General features: G+C 41.0%; 19 protein-coding genes and 1 pseudogene. 10 read left to right on the top strand and 10 right to left on the bottom strand.

Annotated features, from left to right (window positions below):
• Positions 1-111: 111 nt before the first annotated feature.
• Positions 112-1437 carry a ferredoxin reductase family protein gene (locus MmiAt1_RS03080; protein WP_318785426.1) on the bottom strand — a complete coding sequence of 442 codons (1326 nt, stop codon included), beginning with the start codon at positions 1435-1437 and terminating at the stop codon, positions 112-114.
• A gap of 66 nt (positions 1438-1503) precedes the next feature.
• Complete coding sequence (locus MmiAt1_RS03085) at positions 1504-1788, bottom strand: hypothetical protein (protein ID WP_318785427.1); 285 nt, start codon at positions 1786-1788, stop codon at positions 1504-1506.
• A gap of 55 nt (positions 1789-1843) precedes the next feature.
• Between MmiAt1_RS03085 and MmiAt1_RS03090 the strand changes: the two genes are divergently transcribed.
• The 4 genes from MmiAt1_RS03090 to MmiAt1_RS03105 all read left to right on the top strand — a co-directional run bounded on the left by MmiAt1_RS03090 (position 1844) and on the right by MmiAt1_RS03105 (position 4964).
• Positions 1844-2329, top strand: coding sequence for a Mov34/MPN/PAD-1 family protein (locus tag MmiAt1_RS03090; protein WP_318785428.1), 486 nt, complete (start codon positions 1844-1846; stop codon positions 2327-2329).
• A gap of 213 nt (positions 2330-2542) precedes the next feature.
• The gene (uvrC, locus tag MmiAt1_RS03095; protein ID WP_318785429.1) at positions 2543-4198 is read left to right on the top strand and encodes an excinuclease ABC subunit UvrC; all 1656 of its coding nucleotides are present in this window, start codon (positions 2543-2545) and stop codon (positions 4196-4198) included.
• Positions 4199-4281: 83 nt separating this feature from the next.
• Positions 4282-4560, top strand: a complete 279-nt coding sequence (locus MmiAt1_RS03100) for a hypothetical protein (RefSeq protein WP_318785430.1) — start codon at positions 4282-4284, stop codon at positions 4558-4560.
• Between the two features lie 248 nt (positions 4561-4808).
• On the top strand, positions 4809-4964 hold the full coding sequence (locus MmiAt1_RS03105; RefSeq protein WP_318785431.1) for a hypothetical protein: 156 nt from the start codon (positions 4809-4811) through the stop codon (positions 4962-4964).
• Between the two features lie 139 nt (positions 4965-5103).
• Here MmiAt1_RS03105 and MmiAt1_RS03110 read toward each other — a convergent pair whose 3' ends face one another.
• Together MmiAt1_RS03110 and MmiAt1_RS03115 are read right to left on the bottom strand one after the other, a co-directional pair.
• Positions 5104-5502: a 4Fe-4S binding protein gene (locus tag MmiAt1_RS03110; RefSeq protein ID WP_318785432.1), complete on the bottom strand. Its 399-nt coding sequence runs from the start codon at positions 5500-5502 to the stop codon at positions 5104-5106.
• Positions 5499-7001, bottom strand: a complete 1503-nt coding sequence (locus MmiAt1_RS03115; protein ID WP_318785433.1) for a homocysteine biosynthesis protein — start codon at positions 6999-7001, stop codon at positions 5499-5501. The genes MmiAt1_RS03110 and MmiAt1_RS03115 overlap by 4 nt, the downstream gene beginning before the upstream one ends.
• An 838-nt stretch (positions 7002-7839) precedes the next feature.
• Between MmiAt1_RS03115 and MmiAt1_RS03120 the strand changes: the two genes are divergently transcribed.
• Together MmiAt1_RS03120 and MmiAt1_RS03125 are read left to right on the top strand one after the other, a co-directional pair.
• Entirely contained in the window at positions 7840-8577 is a 738-nt protein-coding gene (locus MmiAt1_RS03120) for a hypothetical protein (RefSeq protein WP_318785434.1), read from the top strand.
• Positions 8578-8989: 412 nt separating this feature from the next.
• Positions 8990-9424 carry an FAD synthase family protein gene (locus MmiAt1_RS03125; RefSeq protein ID WP_318785435.1) on the top strand — a complete coding sequence of 145 codons (435 nt, stop codon included), beginning with the start codon at positions 8990-8992 and terminating at the stop codon, positions 9422-9424.
• A gap of 65 nt (positions 9425-9489) precedes the next feature.
• On the opposite strand, the gene MmiAt1_RS03130 is transcribed toward MmiAt1_RS03125, so the two are convergent.
• Entirely contained in the window at positions 9490-9774 is a 285-nt protein-coding gene (locus tag MmiAt1_RS03130) for a hypothetical protein (protein WP_318785436.1), read from the bottom strand.
• Between MmiAt1_RS03130 and MmiAt1_RS03135 the strand changes: the two genes are divergently transcribed.
• Entirely contained in the window at positions 9775-9984 is a 210-nt protein-coding gene (locus MmiAt1_RS03135; RefSeq protein ID WP_318785437.1) for a hypothetical protein, read from the top strand.
• 30 nt (positions 9985-10014) lie between these two features.
• Here MmiAt1_RS03135 and gatD read toward each other — a convergent pair whose 3' ends face one another.
• The 3 genes from gatD to argH form a co-directional block, all read right to left on the bottom strand.
• Complete coding sequence (gene gatD / locus MmiAt1_RS03140; RefSeq protein ID WP_318785438.1) at positions 10015-11295, bottom strand: Glu-tRNA(Gln) amidotransferase subunit GatD; 1281 nt, start codon at positions 11293-11295, stop codon at positions 10015-10017.
• A gap of 158 nt (positions 11296-11453) precedes the next feature.
• On the bottom strand, positions 11454-11642 hold the full coding sequence (locus tag MmiAt1_RS03145) for a hypothetical protein (RefSeq protein ID WP_318785439.1): 189 nt from the start codon (positions 11640-11642) through the stop codon (positions 11454-11456).
• A 471-nt stretch (positions 11643-12113) separates the two neighbouring features.
• Positions 12114-13583 (bottom strand): argininosuccinate lyase, encoded by a 1470-nt coding sequence (gene argH / locus MmiAt1_RS03150; protein ID WP_318785440.1) that lies wholly within the window; start codon positions 13581-13583, stop codon positions 12114-12116.
• A 344-nt stretch (positions 13584-13927) separates the two neighbouring features.
• Here argH and MmiAt1_RS03155 point away from each other — a divergent pair, with 344 nt between their 5' ends.
• On the top strand, positions 13928-14338 hold the full coding sequence (locus MmiAt1_RS03155) for a hypothetical protein (RefSeq protein WP_318785441.1): 411 nt from the start codon (positions 13928-13930) through the stop codon (positions 14336-14338).
• Between the two features lie 690 nt (positions 14339-15028).
• Here MmiAt1_RS03155 and MmiAt1_RS03160 read toward each other — a convergent pair.
• Positions 15029-15241, bottom strand: coding sequence for a hypothetical protein (locus tag MmiAt1_RS03160; RefSeq protein ID WP_318785442.1), 213 nt, complete (start codon positions 15239-15241; stop codon positions 15029-15031).
• Positions 15242-15874: 633 nt separating this feature from the next.
• On the opposite strand from MmiAt1_RS03160, the gene MmiAt1_RS03165 reads away from it, so the two are divergent.
• Positions 15875-21763: a cobaltochelatase subunit CobN gene (locus tag MmiAt1_RS03165; RefSeq protein WP_318785443.1), complete on the top strand. Its 5889-nt coding sequence runs from the start codon at positions 15875-15877 to the stop codon at positions 21761-21763.
• 227 nt (positions 21764-21990) lie between these two features.
• On the opposite strand, the gene afpA is transcribed toward MmiAt1_RS03165, so the two are convergent.
• Positions 21991-22548 (bottom strand): archaeoflavoprotein AfpA, encoded by a 558-nt coding sequence (afpA, locus tag MmiAt1_RS03170; protein WP_318785444.1) that lies wholly within the window; start codon positions 22546-22548, stop codon positions 21991-21993.
• A 299-nt stretch (positions 22549-22847) separates the two neighbouring features.
• Here afpA and MmiAt1_RS03175 point away from each other — a divergent pair.
• Positions 22848-22926: pseudogene (locus MmiAt1_RS03175) on the top strand (IS1595 family transposase); the annotation flags it as partial.

A 22926-nucleotide genomic window follows, 5' to 3' on the forward strand; every position in this document is an offset into this window, starting at 1 on the left:
AAAATAAAGGAAAAATTAATGAAAAAATTAGAAAAATTAAAGAAAAAATTAAAGAAAAAAGACAAAATGAAGAAATAATTTTAAAAAAATCAAAAAAACGAAACTTATTTTTTAAAATCCGAATTCTTCGACATGAATTCTGTTTTTATTCACTTTTTGTTCTTTCAGCATATCAATCATTGAACTGAGCATTTTCGGCGGTCCGCAGACAAAGAAATCTGCCGTTTCGTAATAATGTGTCATATTCGTCTCTTCAAACTGTTTATGGGAAATCCTGCCGTAAAGATAGCCGTCTTTGTCTTCTTTGGAAAGTGAAATCTTCAGATTAAAATTCGAAAGCCGGTCATTTAATTCGTTATAATACGCCTCGTCAAAAATATCTGCCTGCGTCGAAGCGCTCCAAAAAAGAACAATTTCTCTTTTCGACTTCATCTCAAGCAAATAATGGAAAATGCTGATCATCGGCGTGATTCCGATGCCGCCGGCCAGCATGACGACGGGCGTTTCTTTCGCCTCGGCAGCTTCTGAAAACAAATTTCCGTAAGGGCCTTCCAGCGTGACACTGTCGCCGACTTTTAATTTTGAAATTTGATTCGTAAAATCGCCCGACTCTTTAATCATCATCGAAACCGATTTTTTGTTCAGCGGCGACGATGTCATCGTAAACGGATGAGCTTCAAACGGCAGCGCCGATTTCACCGGACGGAAAAAAGCAAACTCTCCGGCGCGGTAAGAAAGTACGTTTCCGTCCGCCGGCTCCATCTCAATTTCGTAAACATCGCGCGTCAAATTCCGAATCGAAGTCAGCCGATATTTCGGAAGAGTCAGAATTTTTAATTTGTAAACATAATAAATCAGCAATGTCCCCGCAAAATAAATCGTAAACACAATCATGAAAGGCGTATTGTTTCTGACAAAGCCGAAATACACTGCATGAAGATAAACCAAAACAAACGCAATCATAACAAGCCTGTGAATCAAAAGACCGCTTTCACGATTGAATTTCGTTTCTTTCAAATTTGTCAGAAACGCGGAATATTTAACGAAAGTCGTTGACAGAACAAATATTCCCGTTAAAACTGCCGCCAAAAACAAGAGAAACGCCGGCATCCCCGTCAGAAACGGGATTGACGTCATCGAATCGCCCCAATCATATCTCAAATAAACATGATAGGCCGCCGCCAAAATGCCGACGGCTGCAAAAACAGCATGAATGTTGTAAAGCCGCAGAATTCCCGTTTCTTTTTCAATCCGTCTCGGGCGTGTGCCGAGAAGAATGTCAAACATAAACGCCGTAAAAGCGATAACTGCCAGCCCGATCGGGAGCGCCGCGGCAAGACCGTTTCGAAACATGCCGCCCCTGTACAAAAGCGCCAATAACAAAGCGGTCAGCAAAATCCAAACACCGCCGCAGAATAAAACAGATTTCCATTTCATGATCTATCACCAAAAATATCGTCAAAATAAAATCAAATCACATAATATATAAAATAAAGGATAAATTCAAGGCATTATTAAAGCACTATTAATGAAGAATTCGAGCTGCAATTCCTCCGAAAATCTGAAGTTGAAAATAATGCCGCTCGTATGCGGTGTGATACGGTATGGCATGGTTCGTGATGCAGTGTGATGCGATGTGATGCGATGTGATTCTGTGTGATGCGATGTGATTCTGTGTGATGCGATGTGATTCTGTGTGATGCGATGTGATTCTGTGTGATGCGATGTGATTCTGTGTGATGCGATGTGATATGGTGTGATATGGTGTGATGCGATGTGATTCTGCATGATATGGTGTGATTCTCCCGCCCGCTCCAATAATTTCGCAGCAACATTTTATTAAATGAAAGTGAATTCTTATGAATTCATATTAATCCGTAAAAACTGCAAAATCGTGACATCCATGGCCGTTACAAAAATCGCATCCGACACTCTTGATTTCATTTTGGCTTCCTGCAAAGCTTCTCATCCGCGCGAATTCGGCGCTCTTTTAGAGGCTGACGGCGACACCGTTATCAATGTGATTTATTTGCCGGGGACGGATTCAACGAGCCGGAGCGTCAGCTTAAAAACATGGATGATGCCGAACATGCCGCACGCCGGGTCTGTTCACAGCCATCCGAGCGGCGCCGTCCGCCCGTCCGAGCAGGATTTAATTTTTTTCAGAACCAACGAAGTGAATATTATCGTCGGCGAGCCGTACACGCGCGAATCCTGGAAAGCATTCGATAAAAACGGGAATCTGACAACACTTGATGTTGTCGATTATGAATTTGATGACACAGAGTTTGAAGAGACTGAATTCGAAGAAATTGAATTTGATGACTGAATTTGGTGACTGAATTTGGTGACTGAATTTGATGACTGAATTTGATGACTGAATTTGATACAAATCTTTTTTAAACGGAAACCGACAGCGAAATCCGGCCGAATTTCCTGCGAATCGAATTTTAACTGAACTGTCTTAAACGAAGAAACAAATAAATAAGACCTGCTGAGAATGATATTTATTATTTGATTTTAATAAACGTATGGAACAGAAATGATTGACTTATCCGTAATTCCGACATCCAGCGGCTGTTATATTTACCGCGACAAAGAGGATGAAATTATCTATATCGGCAAAGCAAAAAATCTTAAAAAACGTGTTTCCAGTTATTTTCAAAAACGTGATCTTGATCCGAAAACGCGCCTTTTGGTCAAACATATTCAGTCCGTTGACTTTATTGTCACGGCGAATGAAGTTGAAGCGCTGATTTTGGAAAACACGCTGATTAAAAAGCACAATCCGAAATACAATATCGATCTGAAAGATTCCAAGAGCTACGCGTTTATTCATATCAGCGGCGATGATTTTCCGCGCATCGGCATTCTCAGAAAAGCAACGGCGCAGGGAAAACTGTACGGGCCTTTCGTTTCGGCCAAAGAACGGGATGAAATTTTGGATGTCGTAAAACGGACATTTAAGCTCCGGTCCTGCCGGAACATGCCCAAGCGCCCGTGTCTGCGCTATCATATCGGCAACTGTATGGCGCCGTGCACCGGGAATGTGTCAAAGGAAGATTATCAGAACGCAATCGGTAAAGCAGATTCCGTTCTTCGCGGAAATTCCGAAAAGCTTGCGGAGAAACTTCGAAAGGAAATGGAAGAATTCGCTAAAAAACAGGAATTTGAAATCGCAAAAGACATTCGGGATCAAATTTATGCGCTGGAATATCTGAACAACCGCCAGCATGTCGCCCGCCAGATCAATCACGACGAAGACGTGATTAATTACATCATCCGTGACGGAAAAATTTACATCATGGTTTTCAATGTCGTGAAAGGAACGCTCATCGGCAAAGAAGAATTTTCATTTCCGTATCATCAGAATTTCCTGGAGGAGTTTTTGGTCCGCTATTATTCGGGACATGAAACGCCGTCTGAAATTATTCTGCCGGACGCGTCGGAAATTCAGGAAGAAGAAGCTTATACGGTCTCGGAGGATGTTGTCCGCGAAACGCCTGCAGCATCGGAGACTCAGCAGTTCCGGCAGCTGTATCACGAAAATGTCAGCCGGTCTTTGATTGATTTCTTGTCGCAGCGCCACGGCAAAACCGTTAAAATTACGATTCCCAAACGCGGCGACAAAAAAGATTTGCTGATGCTGGCCGAGAAAAACATTGAAATTGCTTTCTTCAGCGCGACATCCAAGGTCGAAGCGCTCGGCAAACGCCTGATGCTCCCCGAGCCGCCGCGTGTGATTGAATGTTTTGATATTTCTCATCTCTCCGGAACGCATACGGTTGCGTCCATGGTTCAGTTCCGCGACGGAAAACCGGACAAATCCAATTACCGCCGCTTCAAAATCAAAACCGTCAAAGGAATCGACGATTTCGCTTCCATCGCCGAAGTTGTCGGCCGCCGCTATTCCCGGTTGATTGAAGAAGAAAAGCCGTTTCCCGATCTGATTATGATTGACGGCGGCAAAGGGCAGCTTTCATCCGCCGTCGGCGAACTCAAAAAACTCGGCGTTAAAACGCCGGTCATCTCCTTAGCCAAGCGCGAAGAAGAAGTTTTTGTCCCGGGCTTGTCCGATCCGATTCCGATTAAAAAGAATGAAAAAGCGTCCCTTTACCTTCAGGAAATCCGAGATGAGGCGCACAGATTTGCGATTACGTTTAATCGGCAGCTGAGGGAGAAGGCGCTGACAGATTGAAAAGACATCTGAACGTTTTGTTTAAATCTTTCGATTTTAGAAATTTCGGCAGTGTTATAAATTTTCAACATTTTTCAGTTATTATGATTGCCGTGTCTGAAGATTCAATTATTGAAATTACAAAAGAGTTGAGTCTTTATTCTTATGAAATGGAGGAAAAAAGGGAGCAAAGTCTTTTGGACCAAGCCGGGAAAATGCTTATGGCAATTTCCGTTTTTACGGTCGCTTTGCTGGCTTTTATTTCGTTGGAAGAATGCGGCTTAAAGAATAATCAAATTTTAATGATTTCAGCTTTTACATTTTTACCGCTCGGAGCCAGTTTCATGCTTTCGATCCGAGCTCTTTGGAGACATTCTTATTAGTCGATTCAGTCCGTCAGTGAAATTAACACGGTTGTTTCGGGCATGATTTTGGAATCGAAAAATCCGAAAACATTGGTTTTGAACACACTTGATGATGTTCAAATGTGTAAAAAAGAAGAAAATGACAAAAACGGAAAGTATATTAGGGCGTCCACGATATTGTTTATTATATCATTTATATCGGCGTTTGCTGCAATTATTTATTGTTTGTTTTGTAATTATAATTTTTAACAAGAAAGGTGATAAGCATGGAACAAAAAACAAAGGCTAATTGGCAGGCTGAGGATGTAAACCGTAAATCTTTAGATCGTCCGGAACGAAGAAGTGCAGCGATGCTTAGAGATTATTCTTCTCCAAACTCAAAAACGAATTGGCTGTCTCGGATATTTAAGAAATTTTATTGAGAATTTAAAATGAGTTTAATTCTCTCCTTTTTTAAAAAATGTAAATTGATTCAATTTCAAATAATCAATCATTTAAAATCAATCTTTTAAATCAATCTTTAAATGAATCTTAAAAAACATTAAAAAATAGAAAAACGGATTATTCACAATCCGTTCCTTCAATTGAAAGCGCCTGATGCGGGCACATGTCAATGCATAAGCCGCAGCGAACACATTTTTGCGTATCCATTGCCAAGCTCCAGTCTTCTTCAAATGAAAAGACTTGAGACGGGCAGACGGAGATGCAGGCGCCGCAGTCAACACATTCGGCTTTTTTCCGGCAGATCAGCGTGTCCAAAAGCGTGACGGATGCGCCGCGCGATTCGAATTCGTCTTTGATGGTTTCATAACTTTTGTCAAGAACCTCTAAAATGATTTCGCCGCCTGCGGAATCCACGCGGGAAGAGACGATGCTGACAAGAATGCCGGTTTTGAGAATCACTTCCGATAAAATCGGTGATTTAACCCGTTCTTCCGGGAAATTGACTTTTAATTTCATTCGTGTTTCCCCCTCGTGAAAAGTTTACTGATATGATCGCTGGTCAGCATGCCGAGAACTTTTTGATTGTCGTCGATGACCGGAATGGCTGAAATTTGGAATTCCGCCAAACGCTTGGCAACCACGTCGGCCGTTTCATCCGGCGTGCAGGTGATGACATCCCGCGTCATGCATGCTTCAACGGTGTCTGTTTTTCCTTCGGCCACCGCTTTTGAGATGTCCCAGGATGTGATGATGCCGACCAATTTGTCGTTTGAAACGACGGAAATGTGGTTTCTGCCGTTTTGTTTCATCAGTTTGGCCGCGTCAATAAAGCTTTCAGTCTGCTCGACCGTTATCACTCTTTTGCTCATGATGTCGCCGACAACAGGGGTTTTGTTTGTCTCTTTCATCGGCTTCGTCGATTGATTTGTCGGAAGCGCTGTCGTGTTTGCGCCGAGGAAGAATTTTCCTCCGACGATGCGTTTTTTCAGTTCTTCGGCCACTTCGCGTGATTTTTTAAAGCTTGACATGCAGGAGGTGGCTGTTTCTTTGCCGTTGATCTGAATGCTGCCCGACCGGAGTTCTTCATAATTTGCTTTTCGGACGACCGGCCTGTCGCGTTTTCCGATGCTGTAATCTTTGATGCTGATTTCAATGTCGGCATCGCGGACAGCCGCTGCCTGCGCCATTTCCGCATCCAATATCGGAATCGGAATGCCAATGCCGAGGAACAGGGACGTGCCGTATCCTTCAAAGCTGGCGGCATTGACGTATTCTTTTGTCATCTCTTTCAGATTTGCCGTTGTCATGAGTGTCGCAAATCCGGAGGCCGTTGAGCATTGCGTGCCTTCGCCGACAATGGTTCCCTCAGCGCCGCCCATGAATATTTTGGTGCCCGCGCCGATTGTCCGGTAAGTCGGATCGTTTGAGAGCGGGGATAAAATGCCGGCGCCGGAATAGGTGACATTTTTGAAGTCCGGGAGCAATTTGCCCATGTACGTGTGAATGGTCTTCTTGGATCCGTTCGTTGCGGCGTCATAGCGCTGATAAGCGTTTCTCGGGTTGACCATGATGGCCTGGTTCAAGTCGTCCAGCGTGATTGTCGTCGTCAGCTCTTTTCGCGGGTAGCAGTCCGTTCCGTAAGAACGGGCCGTCACTTCGACTTCTTTGCCGCAGATTAAATCTTCAATCACGTGCGCGCCGCCGTATTGAATGCCGCGTTTTTCCGATATTTGCGTAGCGCCCAAATAAGAATCAACGGCCGCAATTCCGCTGTATGCTTCAACGTCGTTCATGAACATTTTAGTTATCTTAATCGGGATGTCCGAATGTCCAAAATTGAGGAAAACGCCTGACGAACACATCGCGCCGAAAGTCCCCGTGGTCACCACGTCAACTTCTGCAGCCGCCTTTTCGGCACCGATATCATCGACAATGTCGGACATTTCTTCTGCCGTCACGACACAGACACTACCGGATGCGATTTTTTCATTGATTTCAGCAATCGTTTTCGCCATATATTCGTCTCCTTTTCAATTGACTGCACAGCAGTCGGGTTTTCAGATTTTTATTCAGACCGGTTTTTAACGGATTCCTTTAATCGGATTCCTTTGATTTGTTGATCGGATATTTCCGATGTGAATCGGTATTATATTGGTATTAATGTTCGTATTAATATTGGAATTAATCGGTGTTAACCCGTTTGATATGATTTTTTAAGATACTGTTTCCGGCAGACCGCCCGAAAATAAACTGCCATAACAAAATTATGAATATTTATCGCAATTTGGAATTTTGCCAATTTTGGAATTTTGCCAATTTTGGAATTTTGCCAATTTGTTTCCAATTTTGAAGTTTTGCCAAGGAGTTTTATCACATCTTGGAATTGTATTATTACAGTGTTTTCCGTTTATTAAATCTGCGGAAGTTATATCTTTATCGCAGGCATAAACAAAAGCAATAAGCAATATTATGCCGGCAAAATATTGAAACGGTGTTATCTTATATAAATCTAGCTAATAAAAAACGCTTCAAATTATAACCTCTGGTTATAATTTGACGTTTTAAACGAGTATTAAATGATTGCTTACGGCATTTTTTTTAATTATGCATCAGTGATTGAGGATTTTACCGCATTTTCTGAAAAATATTTGGAAAAAAGATTTATAATTCAAAATTAGATGCAAATCAGATGCAAACGCCGGATGTAAGGTTAAAATACAAAATGAAATGTAAAATAGATTAAAATAAAACCTGAAAATATACATTTGTCGGCAAAAGGTAAACCAATCAGATTAAATAAAATGTTGTCGTGATAAAATAAGTTTTGGAGTTACATCTTTAACGGTGGTATGAATGGAGTTGAATGAAAAATACCCTGATGTCAAATTATTAAATCCGGACGGTTCCATCCTGGATATTTACACGGAGCGGTATTTGATGCTCGGGCTCCGTTTTTATGATTTGTTTAAGCATGATCTTAAAAATCATCAGAATGCTGTTTTTATGGCTTTGGATTTGTATAAACTGAAGCGCGATGAAAAATATTTGGATATGATTGAGGAAGCTTCTCAAAAAAGCATGGAATATATCGATATTATCAAAGCAATCGAGCCTTTTGTTTACAACGGCGGCAAACCGGGTTTTTATTCTTTTTATGCTTGCATGGAAGGAATTATTGAAAATTATCCGGATCGGGAATTTGAAATTATCGGAGACGATGTCGTTGTTTTTGCCGACGCGGCGCTTCCGAAACTTTTTGATCTCCTGATTCAAGTGACGCTCGGCCAAGAAAAAGAGAAACATAAATTGGCTTTTATCATTTCAGAATTCCAAGAGAACGGATTAAACAAATGCAACATTGAAGTTGTCATTCATGATATGCAGATTTCGGCCCGAACAATTGAAACAATCTTGAACGATGATACGCACAGTGTTACGGGCGACATGCCGAGTTTGACTTTTTACATCGCGAAAATGATTCTCTACAGATATTCGGGCGATTTGAAGTTAAGCCGATCCGGCCCGAATGAAACGAGATTGACGGTCTCATTCTTAAAAGAAGACAATCCGGCTTCAATTTGGAGCGATTGAGCTTTCAATTTTTTAATTTCTTTTTTCTTTTAATTTATTGTTTGTTTTTATTGTTTGTTTGCTGTTTGTTTTTTATTATTTGTTTGCTGTTTGTTTTTTATTATTTGTTTGCTGTTTGTTTTTTATTGTTTGTTTGACGTTTGCTGTTTGTTTACTGTTTGCCTTTTGGTTTGTTTTCATTTCTTTTTTTATGTTTTCATTCATTGTTGGTTCATTTTTATTTTATTCATTTTTCATCTTTTCACTTTCATCTTTTCATTTTCATCTTTTCATTTTCATCTTTTCATTTTCATCTTTTCATTTTCATCTTTTCATTTTCATCTTTTCGTTTTTTCAATCTTTTAAGGCCGTATTTTCCGGTTCGGATAATTTTTTATTCCTTGTCGGACTTTGATTGAGCAGGTGACAATGAGTGACGCGTGTTTTGGCGACAGGGACTTTTGATATTCTTCATCCGGGCCATGTTTATTTTTTGGAACAGGCAAAAGCGCTCGGTGACGAACTTTATGTTATTATCAGCCGTGATGTCAATGTGAATCACAAACCGAGGCCCGTTGTTCCCGAAGACCAGCGTCTGAAAATGGTCGCGTCTTTAAGACCCGTTGATTCTGCCGTTCTCGGAAGTTTGACGGACTATTTTGAACCGATTGCGGAAATCAAACCCGATATCGTTGTTCTCGGTTTTGATCAGAAATTTCAGGAAGCTGAGTTGAAGAAAGCTTTAAACGGCCGCGGATTTTTCCCCGAAGTCGTCAGGCTGCCGCAAATCAGCGGGGAATTTTACAGCAGCCGCGCAATCGCGGCCGAAATCGCGGAACGCAAAAAAAAGCATTTGCCGATTGATTGATTTTGATTCTTTCTGTTTTCTTTTTTGCGGAATTCAAAAGAGGAAACATCGTTTTTGATAACTTTTCAAACCCGAACCCCCTCTTCCATGAAATAAAGAAATAAAAAAGGGGGTTCGTTTTTCTTTAACTTTTGAAGAAAACGATGTTTCGGTTTGGAAATTATTCGTTTAATCCCAGGAACCGTCCCTCCAATCTGAATTTTGTGAGCGCAGCGAGCAAAATGAAGATTGGAGATGGACCAAATAGTTTCAATTAAAACAAAAAACCGTCTTTTTTCAAAACATATTACTGCATCTACATACTGTGCTGCTGCTATTGCCACTGTTTGCAATGCGGATAGCGTTCCCATGTGCATCATCTCATTCTTATCACATCCGCTCGCTACGCGAGCGTGGGCACAGATTACCTTACTGTTTCCGTTTGGCACAGCTACCTTACTGTTTCCGTTCACGGTCTGCGTTGCTTCCCGCGCGCGAGCCACACAAATTTAAAAAAAGCAAATAAAACAAGACGGACGGGTTTGAAACAAAACAAAAACAAAAATGTAAACAAAAAATAGAAACAAAAAACAGAAAAAAGATTATTGAAATTAATCAATAATCATTGACGACATATCGCCTTTCATTTCTGATGCAATCAGTTCTTTAACTTTTTCATATTCCAAGTCCTGACCGAGCAGCCACATCAATTTGACCAAAACCGATTCGGTCAATTGGTCTGCGGCTTCGGCAACGCCGGCTTCTCTCATGGCAAGGCCTGTTTCATAAGTGCCGAGTGCCGTGCTTCCGTTGATGCACTGGGAAGTGACGACGACGGGGATTTTCTGATCGGCGGCTTTCTTCAGGGACGGGACCCAATTGTCGGAAACGTGGCCGAGGCCGACGCCTTCTAAAACAATGCCTTTGTATCCTTTTTCAACGTAATAATCAAAAATTGCGGGATCCGCGCCGGGTGTGAATTTGACAATCGCGCATTTTTCTTCAAGCGTCGGGGTGATTTTAAGTTCGTTTTCCCCGCGCTTGGCGTAATCGACGAAATCGGATAAAAAGGTCAATTCGCCCGTGAAATAATCCATGTTGGCAATCGGGAACATGTTGACGGACTTGAACGTGTCGCGGCGGGAGGTGTGCAATTTCCGGGCTTTCACGGCACGGTGGACGGCGCAGAAATCATCCGACATGGAGCCGTGCATTACGATCAAAACTTCCGCGATATCGCTTGCCGCGGCGCGGGCGGCGCAGATAATATTCATATGATTGTCGCTGCTCGGGCGGTCGGGACTGCGCTGAGAGCCGGTAAAGACGATCGGGACAGGCGTGTCAATCATGTAAGCGGCGGCAGCCGCGGAATAAGTCATTGTATCCGTTCCGTGGGTGACGATGATTCCGTCAGCGCCGGCTTTGATTTCTTCATAAATCGCCTGCGCCAGCTCTTTCCAGTTTTCGGGTTTCATGTTTTCCGATAAAAGGCTGAAAACGTCGCGGATTTTGAAATCGGCAAATCCGTCGAGCTCGGGCACTTCCAAAAGGATGTCTTCGCCCGTAAAAGACGGCGTAATCGTTCCGGTTTCCGGATTCAGATAAGTTGCAATCGTTCCGCCGGTTGTAATAATCGTGATTTTCTTGCCCGACGGCGCGATTTTAATTCCCGCGCCTTTTGCCGTATTTCTGACAACCTGTTTCGGCGGCTCGGGCGGCGCGGCAACGGGAGGCAAAAGCGTGACGGAAACTTCGTTTTCCAAAAACCCGGCAACATATCCGCCGCCGACCATCTTAAGCGTAATGTAGCCGTCCTCTCCGGGAATCACGTGACCCTCGTAAAAAGCACCGTCTTTCTCGACCTTAACAAAATCTCCGGTTTTAAATGCCATGAATTTTCCTCATAATGATTTTTAAGTTACGAAATATTTTGAAATAAATTGATGTTGGAATTATTACTATTATACATATTGCTTTCGACAGGCTGATTCTTAAACTTTTTCAATAATCAATTATAATGACAATTTAATAATTCGATATTAATTCGATATTAATTCGATAATAATTCGAAAAACCGGGATTCGCTTTTATTTGTTTTCAAAAGTTCCTGCGGCTCGCGCGCGGGCGGCAGCGTAGGTCGTAAACGAAAACAGTAAGATAGCTGTGCCAAACGTAAACAGTAAGGTACTGTGCCCACGCTCGCGTAGCGAGCGGATGTGCTAAAAATGAGATGATGCATATGGAAACGCAGCTCTCATTGCAAACGGAAGCGGTGACACACCGGAACGCAGCTCTCATTGCGAATGACAGTGACAGCACACACAAAACAGAAACAAGAACAAGAATTTAAAAGACGGTTTTTTGTTTTAATTGAAATCATTTGGTCCATCTCCAATCCTCATTTTGTTCGCTTCGCTCACAAAACTCGGATTGGGGGGGCGGTTCACGGGTTTTTCATTTCATTTAATTACAAACCGAAACATCGGTTTATTTAAAGTTAAAGAAAAACGAACCCCGTTTTCGATTTCTTTATTTTATGGAAGAGGGGGTTCGGGTTTGAAAAGTTATCAAAAATGATGTTTCGTTTTTAATAAACAAAAACAAAAAGAAAATGCAAAAAAAAACAAGCAAAGAAAATGCAACAAAGAAAAAACAAAAAAATAAAGAAAAAAGTAAGAAAAAAGAGTAAAAATGAAATGAACTATCAAATTCAAATCTCTTTTTTAACTTCTTCCGTTAATTCTTCAAGCGCTTTTTCAACGGCCAAATCCATGTCCCATATTTGTTTTTGGAGCGCAGAAAGTCTTTTTTTCTTGTCCGTCAAATCATCGCGCATTTGAATCGGAGCAGGGCCGCCGACAACCATGCGGCGCTCGACATTGCTCATCGGATCAAGCGCGCCCTTGACTGCCTCTTCCGTTAATCCTTTGTCGGATAGTTTGTATCCGAGAATTTCTGAAGAGACGGCGTCAATTTCGCTCAGCGAAGGATTTGTTGTTGTTTTGCTGAGCGTTCCGACAATCTGATGCGCCGTTCTGAACGGGATTCCGGCGTCGCGCACCATGGTGTCGGCCAGTTCGGTTGCTGTTGTAAAGCCGGCGATGGATTGCGCTTCCATAATATCGGCGTTCACGGTTAACGTTTCCATGATTCCGGTCATCATGCGGACAGAAGTGTCTGTCACGTTGGCGCTTTTGATGATGTGCGGCGTTGCTTCCTGCAAATCACGGTTGTAGCTGAGCGGCAATCCTTTGCAGATGGTCACCAGCGCTGCCAAAGATCCGACAACGGTTCCGGATTTGCCGCGCATAAGCTCGGCGGTGTCGGGATTCTTTTTCTGCGGCATAATCGATGAGGTGGAAGCATAAGTGTCGTCCAGCTCGACGAAATTGAATTCCTGGCTTGACCAAAGGATGAGTTCTTCGGCCATCCGGCTGAGATTAATCATGATATTTGCAAATGCGGCGGCGCACTCAATCAGAAAATCCCGGCTGCTGACAGCATCCATTGAGTTTGTCATCGGCCCAAAAAAGCCGAGACGCTGTGCCGTTACATATCTGTTGATCGGAAAACCGGTCGATGCAAACGCGGCCGATCCGAGCGGGCAGATGTTGACGCGCTCGTAAGCAGACATTAATCGGGCGATGTCGCGCTCAAAAGCGTCGGCGTGAGCGGCCAGGTGATGCGCGAATGTTGTCGGCTGGGCGTGCTGCAGGTGAGTAAAGCCGGGCATCAGCGTGTGAATATGATTTGTTGCAAGCGTTGTCAATGTGTTCTCCAGCTTCATCAGGTCTTCTAAAAGGGACAGCAGTTCGCCGCGAAGCGCAAACCGGATGCATGTTGCCACTTCATCGTTGCGCGAGCGGCCGGAATGCATTCTGCCGCCGGCTTCTTCGCCGATGATGTCAATCAGGCGGGATTCGAGAGAAATATGAATGTCTTCATAGCTGAAATCCAGCTTGTCCATCCCTTCTTCCTGAATCTGCAGAAGACCGAATAATATTTTGGAACAGTCTTCTTTTGAGATAATTCCCTGTTCCTGAAGCATTAATGTGTGCGCCATGTCGACATAAACATCGGCTTCAAAAATCCATTTGTCCGCATCCATCGAAGAGGTGTAGGCCCGCATTTCTTCGCTCGGGCTTTTGCTCAGTCTTCCGCGTCTTAAAATATCGCTCATTTTCGGCATCGTCCTGTGTTTTAAATGGTTCCGTAAAAACCGGATAGTGAACCGGATAATAAAACTGAATTGTAAAATAAAGTCATATCGGATAAAAAGTAGAGTAGTGTTGGGCGTTCAAATATTAAAATAATCCGAAATAAACGCCGAAATAAACCTAAAATCCCGGCATTTTTGAAAACTTTTAAAGAAAATTTGAAAATGTGTGAATTAAAATAAAACTATTTTATCAAAGTAAAAATTTATTTTTAGTAAAATTTTAACAAAGCTATATATATTTGAACCGTGTTATATGGTATTGCAGTCAAAAACTTGCAGTAATAAATGCAATGAAGGCTAAAAAAATGGCACAAGAAAGTGAACAAAAACAACCTCTCTTTGACGAGATCAAAGAAAAAACGAAAAAAGCTTTTTCAGTGGCTGAAAAAGATATGGCGGACTTCAAAAAAGACGCCAAAAACGACATGGCGCAATTCAAAAAAGACATGTCCAAGGAAGAATTAAAAAAACGTTCCGAGGAATGGAACAAAAAAGCGGATGAGAAATACCGGCAGACAAAAGACGATATTTCAAAATCTTGGGACAGCGCCAAAAAAAACTTGAATGATTTTGTCAAGGAAAACAAGATCACAAAAGAAGATGCCCAAAAGTTCTTTGACGATTTGGACAAAGAAGCTCAGAATCAATATGATAAAGCTGAAAAGGAATTTAATGAAATCAAAACTGATATTAAAAAATTCTTTGACAGCCCCTAACCTAAATCCTTTGTAAAAACACACAAAAACACAAACAGACACACAAAAACGTTCAAAAACGACATAACACTCCCTAAATGTAAAACGTCCTCATAAAAACCCAAAAACGAAGTCTGCGAGTCTTGATTGAAAACCACTTTAATCAAAACTCGCGGATTCTTTTAATCTGTTTTCTGATAATTTTCGAATCTTGTTTTTAACGTTTTTTTATTCTTGGTTTTCAATGTTTTTTAGTCTTGTTTTCAATGTTTTTTAGTCTTGTTTTCAATGTTTTTTATTCTTGTTTTCAATGTTTTTTATTCTTGGTTTTCAATGTTTTTATTTTTGTTTTCATATTTTCATTCTTTTCAATCTGCTTTCTCATTTATTCTTTTCATTATTCAATTTTTAAATTCATTTTTAATCAATAATCTCTTTCTGATTTGTTTGATCTGATTAATTCTGCCGCAAACAAAAATAATGGAAATGAAGAAAAAGTAAAAAAGAAAAAGTAAAAAAAGAAAAAAATAATAAAAATGAAAAAAAGAAAATGCAAATGATAAGCCGTTTTTATAAATTATATCCGGATTTTGTTTCCGGAATGAAGTAACAACACAGATAATAAAATAACAAATGAAATAATTTAAAATTTCAAATCGGAGTTTTAATTATGGAGTTTTGATTCAAATTAAATTAGATTATTATTGTTTATCAAGCCGTATATGCGCTGATGTCCGTTTGAACGACGGAATATGTGATTTTTGTTTTCCGGTCTTCAAATTGTTCGTAAAAGCGGGCTCTCTGAACCAAACCTTTAAAGAATTCGTTTTCTTCGTAAGAGTCGGTTTCGCTGCTTTTGTTTTCAAATGTTTTGTTTAAAGCGATACTTTCATTGAAATCGTTGGTTTCGATTGTGGCGGTCATGATTTTTCCTCCGTCTTTATTTTAACAAGACAGTAACTCATACAAGTCTTTTGTCGGTATTAAAGGCGAAGGAAGCGGGGTGAAAGTACTCAAAGCGCCGGTTGATTCTAAAAACAATTCGAAAATCAAATTTTATGAGACCGTTTTAAAACAAAAGTCAAAACGAAACGAAAAATAAATGTGCGGGTTTGTTTTGAGTTGTTTTAATTTTTGATGACAATTGTCCTTTCATTTTATGAAATATTTCCAAATAGTTGTTACGCCTGATTCTTTTTTTCATCTTGTTTTGAATTTTGTCATTCATGAATGTAGAATTTCTTCAGGTGCTGTTTTAAAAATTTCAAAAAACAACTGCATATTTTATAATCCTAATGATATGTTAAAAATGTAATAATCTTAAAAGATAATAGTTTTAATCCGAAAAATCACGTTTTTATCTGTTCTCCGAACTATTGAGAAGATAATCTGAATTATTGTGCCGTTACATTTGCAATAAAATCAGTTTAAGGTTAAATTTATTTTTGTTTTAAAATTCGATTTGATAAAACCAATCATGGGGGAATGGATATCATTAAACATAAATTGAGTACATTACTTGTATTATTTATTTTATTATTTTCATCGGTTGTGCCGATGACGAGTGCCGATGATGGCGATAAATTAGAATCTGCAGAATATGAAGTTATTTCATATTCTACCACAGGATCCGGTGATGAAGAAGGGGGTAAATATAGATTTGAAAATATCCCTGCCGGAAAATATGTGATATTGGCAGCAAACGCAGGAAAAAGCAATTATGTTGCTGTTGAATTTGTAGAAGTGAAAGGATCTGCAGAATTGGATGAAATAATTGCAGAAAAATGCGGTGTTGACGAAGATATTTACAAAGAAGGAAGAAATCAAGCATTTGAGCTTTACACAAAAATAGCAGGTGACATCGGAAGTATCCAGCAAATTGATACAGGAAGCTATACCATTGAAGGTGTCTTAAAGTATAATGCCGGTGCGATGGGTCTGCAGACTGTTAAGTCCAAATCTATCTTCTTGTTTAAACAACCGCTTATTCTTGGAGCTGAAACAGAAATTAAAAAAGATGAAATTGTTCTGGGCATCACAGCTTCCGGGGCTGACACCGTAAAAATCAGTTATTCCGGAAAAGACGGAACTCTGACAAAAACGCTTCCTGAAACACCGGGTGATGGTGAAAGTAATGAACCCGAAAATCCTGATCATACAGCATTTGATGACGTTTTTACATTCAAAATTACAAGATCTGATTTGAAATCCGGTGACTTGGAAGTCATTGTCACTGCTCAGTCCGGTGCCGAAACATATCAGAATTTAATTACCGTTCCTTTGACGAATGAATATAATATCATTGCCGTGACAACAAGTGATGGTGCCGGAGATTATGAATTTAAAGGAATTCCTGACGGAGATTATTTCATATTGGGCGGTAACGGGGGAAAAAGCAATTCCGTTATCTTGGAATCTGTTACCGTGGATTCGGATAAAACAGGGCATTCAGTCACTCTTATCAAAACGAATGATGATTCAAATAGCAATATTGATAAAAAAACAATGGAATCAATCTTTTCGTTATACTCCGGCTTGTTGGATCTAAATATCGAAATTGAATCGGCAGACGACGGAAATGAAATTTCCGGAACACTTTATTATCCGGGAATGGGCGGGACAACCACAAGGTCAAATTCAAAAATGTTTTTGCTTCAGTCACCGATTATTGCCGGAACGGAAATTACTGAAACAGGCTTGGAAGGAGACGAAAAATTCGAAATCAATGTAACAGTATTCGGAACTGAATCACTCGAAATCACTTATACAGACAAAGATGGCAAAAACGTTACAGAAACAGGTGAATCCCCGGAATTAATTGAAAAGTCCGACGATAAATACCCTGCCGGAAAAGTTTACACATTTTCAATTGATAAATCCGATTTGAGCTATGGTTATGTCAGTTATTCAATCAAAGCGGTTGATAGCGAAGGCAAAGAATGTGTTTTAATTGATACTTTTTTGAATTCAAACCCGAATTTAATAAATGTGCCCCGAAAAGTTGTTGTCATCAGCGGTTATGAAAGTCATAATCTTCTGTTGGATAACTTAAAAGAGAAATACGAAGGTAAAAACGTTGAGCTCGTTTCCGTTAAAACAAAAGATGTTGCAAATGCAACACCCGAAGAGCTTGAAGAAATCAGACAGTCTATGGAAGGCGCTGATGTCGTGACCATTCACATGGTTGCAATGGTGACATGGAGCGAACTTTCTGAAACTCTTTTTGCCGAAAGTGAAAAAACTCGAGAACTTCCGATTGTCATTTTTGATGATAATGCAACTCGTGCCGCCGATAAAGATCTTCTGGAAAAACACCCGAAATATGTTATTCCGACAATTCCGAAAGTAACAGACACAACACAGAAGATGAACGATTACAGGACTTTAATCTCAACATATTGGTCAAACTCTCCGTATCACAACGACAACTTAGAACAAATGATCAATATGATTTTGGTCGACTTTTACGGACGTTATGATCTCGGCGAAGTCAAAGCACCTGTTGAACTTCCGTTAAAAGCCATCTATCATCCTGAGCTTGAAGCTGCTTTTGAATCTGATTACACAGAATTTATTAATTGGTATTCTTCTGAAAGAGAAATAACCGATGATAGCGGAAATGTTATCGGAACCGGTTATATGTATAACGAAAATAATCCGACTGTCGGTATCGCCTTTTACAGATCCTATTATCCGAGCAAAATGGATCCGGTTGACAAGCTGATCCGCGAATTTGAAAGCAGAGGCGTCAATGTCATTGCTGCTTATGCCGAAAGTCCGTCCTATTATAATGATGAAGAAAGTGAATTTTTCAAACCCGGAGAAATTAATGCGGTTTTGAATTACAGATACATCGGAGAACACCGTTTGAGCACAATCGACATGGATGTTCCGATTTTCAATATTCTGATTATGAATACATTGGAAGAATGGGAAAGCAGCAGCAATCCTCTCGGAAACGGATCCATGAAATTCATTAATCAGGAACTCATCGGATCAATTGACCCGATTGCAATCATATCAACCGAAAAAATCAACGGGGAAGATCGTACTGTTCCTATTCCGGGACAAACCGAATGGATGGTCGAACGTGTCATGGGACAGATTAACTTGCAGAAAACTGACAGCAGCAACAAGAACGTTGCTTTAATCTATTACAATCACGGCGGCGGAAAAGCAAATATCGGTGCTTCTTATCTGGATGTGCCGAACAGTTTGTTAAATCTTCTTGACGGGATGGAAAACGACGGATATAACATTGATTTATCCAAAGTTCCTGATGCTGAGATTTTAACTCAGACAATGATCACCCAAGGGCGCAACACAGGCAGCTGGGCACCCGGGGAGCTTGAAGCGATGGTCGGGAATGTCAATCTGAACGGCAAAGGTGATATTTATGACAATGGGAAAGCCGTTTTCATTTCAAAAAGCCTTTATTTGAACTGGTTCAAAGAAGCTTTCTTGGGGGAAAGTTTTGAAGATACCTTAAAAGATTATGACCAAACCGAACAGGAGCAGTTAAGAGAAAAGCAGACGCAGCTTTACAATGATAAACTGAAAGAAGTGGAAAAAACCTGGGGAACGGCACCCGGGGACATTATGGTTTATCAAAACTATCTTGTCATTCCCTACATCGATGTTACGGATGAGACAGGGGACGGAAACGGCCGCGTCATTTTGACACCGCAGCCTGCCAGAGGGGCCGAAAGCAGTATTGAAACACTCTATCACGATACAAACATACCGCCGACACATCAATATATTGCCTTTTATTTGTGGCTCCAGCACAAAGACAACCAAAAAGAACAAGGCTTCGGGGCAGACGCAACGGTCAGCATCGGCCGCCACGGAACAATGGAATGGCTTCCGGGGAAACAAAATTCATTATCCCGTTATGATTGGCCGGCATTGATGGCCGGCAATATTCCGATTGTGTACACATATATCGTGGACGGTGTCGGCGAAGGCATTGTTGCCAAAAGGCGCGGAAACGCGGTTATTGTGGATCACATGACCCCTGCTATTGTTCCTGTCGGTCTTTATGGTGATTATGTGACTTTGGAAGAACAAATCATGTATTACATGGAAGACAGCGGTGCTCTGAAAGAAGGTTACAAAAAAGCAATCATAGATATTATAAACGGTAACGTACCTGCGGAAGGAATCGGGGCAGGCGATGGGTCCGCATATTATGACGGTATTGCAGCTCAGCTCAGCGCTGTCGGAAAATTCAATGAAGAGATGACAGACGAAGAGTTTGAAGAAGCTCTTCATGAATTGGAAGACAAACTCGAAACACTCAAATCGGCTTCTTATCCGGCAGGATTGCATATTTTGGGCCAAGGCATTAAAGCCGAATATGTTAATGACATGGTGTTTTCGATGATGACGCCAAGTCTTCAAAATACAATCGGTAAAATCAGTTCATCTGAGAAAACAGACGACGATGCATATGATCTGATGCTGGATGTAATGAGCCAATCGAAACCAACTGAAGAACTTGTCAATGACTTCTTTGGAAGTGATGTCAGCAACTTTAAGAAAGATGCTGAGAAGAGCATTGATGAGAAGCAGGATTTCATTGAATTGCTGGATAAATCAAGAGAGTATGAATATTATCTTACAAATTCTCAGGAAATCAAACAAATTCTCAAAGCGCTGGACGGCGAATTTATTTATCCGAAAGTCGGAGGCGATCCGATTACGAACCCTCAGGCGCTTCCGACAGGCGGAAATTTCCAAACAGTTGATCAAACAAAGATTCCGACCGAAGTTGCCTGGAATTATGCAAAAACCCTGATGGATGAAATGCTCGTTGATTATTACAATGAACACGGCGAGTTTCCCTCAACCGTCGGCTTTGTTTTATGGGCAGGCGAAACATCAAGAACAGACGGTATAATGGAAGCGCAGATCATGTATCTGCTGGGCATGAAACCGATTTGGACCAACGGAAATGTTGATTCAAAGAATTTCGATACGATTGATGATGACGATTTTATTCTGACTGTCGAAAATGAGGGCAGGGATGAAATTCAAGTGGCACGCCCTCGTATTGATGTCATCATTGAAATATCGGGAACGTATCGCGATACATTCCCCGAAAAAGTTTTAATGCTTGACCGTGCAGTCCGCGCGGCTTATACCGAAGGAGAAATTGAAATTACGGTCGACGGGAAAAAACAAACCGTCAAAAACAATATTGTTGAAAATACCAAAAAATTGACAGATATGGGCTATGATGAAGATGTGGCTTTGTCACGCGTCTTCGGACCAGCCGCGGATTCCTACGGCGCCGGTTTGGATAATGTCATCAGCGCAACTGACACATGGAGCTCGACAGACGAACTGGCGGAACATTTCATCTCAAGAATGGGCTATGTCTACAATGATAAAGAATGGGGAACAAAGCCGGCCGCTTATGAGAATTTGTTCCGGGATCAATTGTCTAATGTGGATGCAACAATTCACAGCCGTTCATCTTCTTTGTACGGCGCGTTGGACAGTGACGATTTCATTCAGTATCTCGGCGGATTGAATCTGGCAGTCAGCTATATGCGCGGCGGAGAATATCCTGATTCTTATGTTATGAATTATCAGGATCCGAAAGGTCCGATTATTGAGACGCTTCAAGACTTCGTTGACAGAGAAATTGTCGGTAAATATACAAACCAAGATTGGTTTGACAGTTTGAAAGAACACGGATATGCCGGCGCGCGTGAAATCGAGCAGCTCTTTGAAAATCTCATGCTCTTGAAAGTAACAAACCCTGATCTGATTAGTGATGAAATGATGACAGAATTGTATCAGCATCTTCTGACCGGAGAAAACGGCGAATGGCTTAAAGAGAGCGATTTGAACGCTTACTCATATCAGTCCGCTCTCGGTCATTTAATTCAGATGGCGACAAAAGAGAAGGATGATGAAAACAACTTCTGGAACGCAGATGAAAGCATACTGAGTCAAATGGTTAATGATTTCGCAGATTCTGTTATCGAACAAGGGGTTGCCTGCTGTCACCACACTTGCGGAAATTTAGGCTTTAACGAGTTCATTATGGGTCAGTTATCTGCATTGGGGATGGATGCTAAAAAAGAAGCGTATGAAAAGCTCATAACAGATGCTATATCTATGACAGAACAAACAACTTCAAAAAGCGGCGGTTCAGGATTTGGTCTTGCAACGGTTGCAGACGGTACTCCTGCCGAACAGCAGGATGAACAAAAAGACGAAGGTGAAGACGGCGGCGGTTACGGTACCGATGTCGGTCAAACACCCGGGGAAGTCTCCGGCTATCAGATGACGGAATCATTCCTTGAAAGCTCTGTCTCAAGCATCCGCGACTTCATTCAAAATCCGACTTTCTCCGCCTCCAGCATCGTCGCAATCGGGATGGTTGTCTTAGTTGTCGGCGCAATCTTCTACGGTTCCCGAAAGAAGAATTGAAAGCAAAATCATTGAAAAACAGATGAAAATAAGCTTGAAAAACGAAATCCAAAAACAAAAAGCAAACACAAAAATAAAACGAAAATAAAAGCAAAAGAACTCGTTTCTTTTGCTTAAATTTATTTTTTAATCTTTTAAAAAATGAAAAATTGAATCAAATACAGAATTGAATCAAACAAAAAAGCAATGCTTGGATTCCAACTCTTTTAAAAATTAGAAATCTAAAATCACTTAAAATATTTCTTCAATTTTTCAGGTGATTTCAAAACTTTGACGTTTTCCATCTTTTTTAATTTTTTAGAATTTTCAACGTCGACCTCGCGCATTTTTAAATAAAACTCGCGGCCGTTCGGGGCGTGGGTTTTGATTTTGCCTTTCTTTTGATCGACGGGGTAGATGTAAATCGGAATGTCGGTTTTGGCGGTTTGCGCAACGGCGTTTGTCAAGAGTGTGTCGGCAATGCCGTGAACGACTTTTGCGACCGTGTTAGCCGTCGCGGGCGAAATAATCAAAGCGTCATATTTGCCGGTTTGCAGGTCGCCGAGGATAAACGGGGCGTTCGGGCCGGATTCAATGGTGCATGAATCAAAAGCGTTGCTGACTTCTTCAAACTGCTTGTACCATTTTAAAACCGTTTCCCCTTCTTTGGAAACAAAAACATCAACGATGTAATCTTTGGCTTTGATTTTTTTCATCGCTTCAATCGTTTCGGGAAGCTTGTCGCCGGCACCGGTAATTCCCCAAGCCAGCATTCGTGTTTTCGGACGTGAGTTTTTTTTGGACATTTAATCACCATTCGTTTTATAAAATTACGTATATAGAATGAATTCTCTTCTTCTATTTAATTATTTCACAAATTTTTGAACTTTTTGCCGTTAAAGGCGTGTTTTCGTATACACTCGGTTTTTTCTTTTTTCTTTTTCTTTGCTGCCGACAGCCGCCGCGCGCGAGCCGCACAACTCCTAAAAAAGTTAAAGCCGTCCCCCCGTTTTGAATTAAAATGATAAAATAAGATGAAATGACTTAAAAATAAAATAGGGTCACGAGTAGAACAACTAAATAATTAGGTGTTCTAATCATGCTCATGCAATTGAAAAATAAATATGCAAATCGTTCTAAAATTTCTGAAGCTAAATTTAGACAAATTGTGAAGCTTTTTGTTT

Origin of the sequence: Methanimicrococcus hacksteinii (assembly GCF_032714515.1) — an archaeon.
GTDB lineage: Archaea > Halobacteriota > Methanosarcinia > Methanosarcinales > Methanosarcinaceae > Methanimicrococcus > Methanimicrococcus hacksteinii.

Excerpts from the sequence above, each read along its gene's own strand:
- afpA (WP_318785444.1), bottom strand. The coding sequence starts at position 22,548 with ATGTCCAAAAAAAACTCACGTCCGAAAACACGAATGCTGGCTTGGGGA.
- MmiAt1_RS03160 (WP_318785442.1), bottom strand. The coding sequence starts at position 15,241 with ATGACCGCCACAATCGAAACCAACGATTTCAATGAAAGTATCGCTTTA.
- MmiAt1_RS03105 (WP_318785431.1), top strand. The coding sequence starts at position 4,809 with ATGGAACAAAAAACAAAGGCTAATTGGCAGGCTGAGGATGTAAACCGT.
- MmiAt1_RS03130 (WP_318785436.1), bottom strand. The coding sequence starts at position 9,774 with ATGGGAACGCTATCCGCATTGCAAACAGTGGCAATAGCAGCAGCACAG.
- MmiAt1_RS03100 (WP_318785430.1), top strand. The coding sequence starts at position 4,282 with ATGATTGCCGTGTCTGAAGATTCAATTATTGAAATTACAAAAGAGTTG.
- argH (WP_318785440.1), bottom strand. The coding sequence starts at position 13,583 with ATGAGCGATATTTTAAGACGCGGAAGACTGAGCAAAAGCCCGAGCGAA.
- MmiAt1_RS03090 (WP_318785428.1), top strand. The coding sequence starts at position 1,844 with ATGAAAGTGAATTCTTATGAATTCATATTAATCCGTAAAAACTGCAAA.
- MmiAt1_RS03165 (WP_318785443.1), top strand. The coding sequence starts at position 15,875 with ATGACGAGTGCCGATGATGGCGATAAATTAGAATCTGCAGAATATGAA.
- uvrC (WP_318785429.1), top strand. The coding sequence starts at position 2,543 with ATGATTGACTTATCCGTAATTCCGACATCCAGCGGCTGTTATATTTAC.
- MmiAt1_RS03110 (WP_318785432.1), bottom strand. The coding sequence starts at position 5,502 with ATGAAATTAAAAGTCAATTTCCCGGAAGAACGGGTTAAATCACCGATT.
- MmiAt1_RS03155 (WP_318785441.1), top strand. The coding sequence starts at position 13,928 with ATGGCACAAGAAAGTGAACAAAAACAACCTCTCTTTGACGAGATCAAA.
- gatD (WP_318785438.1), bottom strand. The coding sequence starts at position 11,295 with ATGGCATTTAAAACCGGAGATTTTGTTAAGGTCGAGAAAGACGGTGCT.
- MmiAt1_RS03080 (WP_318785426.1), bottom strand. The coding sequence starts at position 1,437 with ATGAAATGGAAATCTGTTTTATTCTGCGGCGGTGTTTGGATTTTGCTG.
- MmiAt1_RS03145 (WP_318785439.1), bottom strand. The coding sequence starts at position 11,642 with ATGCATCATCTCATTTTTAGCACATCCGCTCGCTACGCGAGCGTGGGC.
- MmiAt1_RS03115 (WP_318785433.1), bottom strand. The coding sequence starts at position 7,001 with ATGGCGAAAACGATTGCTGAAATCAATGAAAAAATCGCATCCGGTAGT.
- MmiAt1_RS03085 (WP_318785427.1), bottom strand. The coding sequence starts at position 1,788 with ATGCAGAATCACATCGCATCACACCATATCACACCATATCACATCGCA.
- MmiAt1_RS03120 (WP_318785434.1), top strand. The coding sequence starts at position 7,840 with ATGGAGTTGAATGAAAAATACCCTGATGTCAAATTATTAAATCCGGAC.